The sequence below is a fragment of the Mesorhizobium sp. M1E.F.Ca.ET.063.01.1.1 genome, from assembly GCF_003998155.1.
Classification (GTDB): Bacteria; Pseudomonadota; Alphaproteobacteria; order Rhizobiales; family Rhizobiaceae; genus Mesorhizobium.
Genome location: NZ_RZSC01000684.1, coordinates 1 through 3,117 on the forward strand (window position 1 = coordinate 1; position 3,117 = coordinate 3,117).

Sequence of the window (3,117 nt, forward strand, 5' to 3'; positions counted from 1 at the left end):
ACCAGTGGCGGCGCGCTTTGTTCCCGGACTTGTCGCTCGCACCCTGCGGCGGAGCAAGAGCTCGATGGCCAAAAGCGAAACGCTGCGAGCGCATGTCTCCTAGACCTCAAGCATGACCTTGATGGCGCGGCGCTCGTCCATGGCGCGGTAGCCTTCGGCCGCCTCGGCCAGCGGCAGCTTGAGGTCAGCAGCAGGCTGCGATCCGCGCGGCGTGTCAGTCCGGCAGCGCGTTGGAGCGCGGATGCTTGTCGGCCTCGGTCGAGACCGTCACCTTCTCGCCGGACCTCGAGAACGCGTAGAGCGAGCCCCGGTAGCCCGGCATGGAGAAGGCCACGGAGTCGCGGTCGGCAAGGCCCATGACGACCCGCTGCGGATCGCCTTCCCCCTTCGGCGCGAAGGTGGCGGTAACCTCCAGGAGACCGCCGTCGGTTGGAACGTAATAGACCACCATGTCGAGGCGTCCGTTGTGCAGGCTGCCGGCTTCGATGGGGCGTCCGATGGTGGCTTCCTCGGCAAGGGCGGGCGTCGCCATGAACAGCGCGGCCAGAAGCGATGCGCTCAGTGTCCTGCGGATCATCTTCGTGTCTCCTCTTTGATAGATTGTGATCGAACTCTATACCATATAGATGTCGAATGCAATCTAAAAAAGAGAGACATTCAGTCCGCGGCAAGCCGCCGCACCGATCACACGGCAAGCCGCCCATTTCGCATCCCCCTTGATAGATTGCGTTCGGTTTCTAATTGAGATATAGATTTAGTACGCAATCTAAATAAGGAGATCGATGATGCGCGTGAGCCGCATTCAGGCTGAGCAGAACCGGCAAACCGTGATCGACGTGGCCAGCCGGCTTTTTCGGGAGCACGGTTTCGACGGCATCGGCCTCAAGGATCTGATGAAGGGCGCCGGGCTGACCCAAGGCGCCTTCTACAAGCAGTTCGCGTCGAAGGAGGACCTGGCTGCACAGGCGTCCAAGCGGGCGATGGAGAGCGCGGCCCACCGATGGGCGGCGGCGACGGCAGCAAACCCAAGCGATCCGTTCGGGGCGGTGATCGAGTTCTACCTCAGTATGGACCATCGCGGAGAAAGGATGGACGGGTGCCCGGTTGTAGCGCTCGGCTCGGATGCCGCCAGGCAGGGCAGCGACGTGAAGGCGTCGTTCGAAACCGGCATTAAGGGGTATCTCGAAATCATCGGCCGTTTGATTGGCGAGACCGACGGCGAGAAGCCCAATGGCAAAGCCATGGCCGTTCTCTCGACGATGGTCGGTGGGCTGATGTTGTCGCGCGTCGTCAACGACCCCGACCTCGCTCAGGCCTTTCTGGATGCGGCGACCGAACAGGTTCGCGACACCGTCGCCGCTTGACCGGCGCCGGTCTGGGCGTCTCAGATTGATAGGAGCATAGATGCGACGGATAGTCGTCACGGGCATGGGCGCGATAACGCCCCTGGCCGCGAATGTCGAAACATCGTGGTCGCGCCTCCTGGCGGGCCGCTCGGGCATCCGCAGGCTACCCGACGAAATGGTGGGAGATTTGCCCGCCAAGATCGGCGGCGTGGTTCCATCCCTGGAGGAAGACCCCGAAGCCGGCCTCGATGCGAATGCCTTCCTGGCTCCGAAGGATCAGCGCAAGATCGACCGCTTCATTCTCTTGGCGCTGGCTGCGGCGGAAGAGGCGCTTGCTCAGGCGAGATGGAAGCCGGCCTCGGAAAAGGAGCGGCTCCGCACCGCGACGATCATCGCTTCCGGTATCGGAGGCTTCCCTGCTATCACCGAGGCGGTGCGGACAGTCGACCAGCGCGGCGTTCGGCGTCTTTCGCCGTTTACCGTGCCGTCTTTCCTGGTGAATCTCGCGGCTGGCCACATCTCGATCCGCTATGGCTTCAAAGGTCACATCGGCGCACCGGTGACGGCGTGCGCCGCCGGCATCCAGGCGATCGGCGATGCGGCCCGCATTATCCGCGCCGATGAAGCCGACATCGCCGTGTGCGGCGGCACTGAAGCTTGCATGAATGTCGTCAGCCTGGGCGGCTTTGCAGCGGCACGCTCGCTTTCGACCTCCTTCAATCACCGTCCCGACCAAGCCTCCCGTCCGTTCGACGTCTCGCGGGACGGCTTCGTCATGGGCGAAGGCGCCGGCGTCCTGGTCATCGAGGAATTGAACCATGCGCTTGCGCGCGGCGCCGAACCGCTCGCCGAAGTCGTCGGCTACGGCACGACGGCGGATGCGCATCACGTCACGTCCGGTCCCGAGGACGGCGACGGCGCGCGCCGTGCCATGGAGATCGCCATTGCCCAGGCCGGCATCTCACCGCGCGAAATCCGGCATCTCAACGCGCATGCAACCTCCACGCCCGTGGGCGACCTGGGCGAAATCGAAGCGATCAAAAGGGTCTTCGGCACGGATTTCTCGATCGCCGTCAGCGGAACCAAGTCGGCGACCGGACACCTGCTCGGCGCCGCCGGCGGGCTTGGCGCGATCTTCACGATCCTGGCGCTCAGGGACCAGGTGGCGCCGCCCACCCTCAATCTGAGCGCCCTCGATCCGGCAGGTGACGGGATCGACTTCGTGGCGAACCGGGCCCGGCCGATGGAGATGGACTACGCGATCGCCAACGGCTTCGGCTTCGGCGGCGTCAACGCCAGCGCGCTGTTTCGCCGCTGGGACGGACACGGCGTGAACGATCGAGCCGCTCCCGGCTGACGCTTTCGCTCGGACCTTTCCTGTTTCTCCAATTCAACCCAACGCAAAGAAAGTGACCTCCATGAACAAGACCAGTCCTGGCGTCACCATCGTCACAGGGGCATCCTCCGGCATCGGGCATGCAACGGCCAAGACCCTGCAGAATGCGGGCTTTCGCGTGTTCGGAACCAGCCGTCGCGCGGTCTCCAAGAAATCCGACGGCCTCACCATGCTGACCTGCGACCTGACCGACGACGCGTCCGTGGCGAAAATGGTCGACGACGTGCTGGCCGATGCGGGGCGCATCGACCTGCTTGTCAACAATGCCGGAATGGGCCTGTTCGGCGGCGCGGAGGAATCCTCGACCGCACAGGCTCAAGCTCTGTTCGACGTGAATGTCTTCGGCGTCATCCGAATGACCAATGCGGTGCTGCC

4 protein-coding genes are annotated in these 3,117 nt (G+C 64.0%); 3 read left to right on the forward strand and 1 reads right to left on the reverse strand.

What is annotated here, in order from left to right; all coding sequences use genetic code 11:
- Window positions 1–214: 214 nt before the first annotated feature.
- Window positions 215–577: a hypothetical protein gene (locus EOA29_RS30525; RefSeq protein WP_126094680.1), complete on the reverse strand. Its 363-nt coding sequence runs from the start codon at window positions 575–577 to the stop codon at window positions 215–217.
- Window positions 578–785: 208 nt separating this feature from the next.
- Between EOA29_RS30525 and EOA29_RS30530 the strand changes: the two genes are divergently transcribed.
- The 3 genes from EOA29_RS30530 to EOA29_RS30540 all read left to right on the forward strand — a co-directional run.
- On the forward strand, window positions 786–1,364 hold the full coding sequence (locus EOA29_RS30530) for a TetR/AcrR family transcriptional regulator (protein WP_126094681.1): 579 nt from the start codon (window positions 786–788) through the stop codon (window positions 1,362–1,364).
- A gap of 40 nt (window positions 1,365–1,404) precedes the next feature.
- Window positions 1,405–2,703 (forward strand): beta-ketoacyl-ACP synthase II, encoded by a 1,299-nt coding sequence (gene fabF, locus EOA29_RS30535; RefSeq protein ID WP_126094682.1) that lies wholly within the window; start codon window positions 1,405–1,407, stop codon window positions 2,701–2,703.
- Window positions 2,704–2,764: 61 nt separating this feature from the next.
- On the forward strand, window positions 2,765–3,117 hold a 353-nt coding region (locus EOA29_RS30540), incomplete at its 3' end, for an SDR family NAD(P)-dependent oxidoreductase (RefSeq protein WP_127222044.1).

What these genes read in the sequence shown, in the direction of transcription:
- EOA29_RS30525 (WP_126094680.1), bottom strand. Translation starts at nt 577, where the DNA reads ATGATCCGCAGGACACTGAGCGCATCGCTTCTGGCCGCGCTGTTCATG.
- EOA29_RS30530 (WP_126094681.1), top strand. Translation starts at nt 786, where the DNA reads ATGCGCGTGAGCCGCATTCAGGCTGAGCAGAACCGGCAAACCGTGATC.
- fabF (WP_126094682.1), top strand. Translation starts at nt 1,405, where the DNA reads ATGCGACGGATAGTCGTCACGGGCATGGGCGCGATAACGCCCCTGGCC.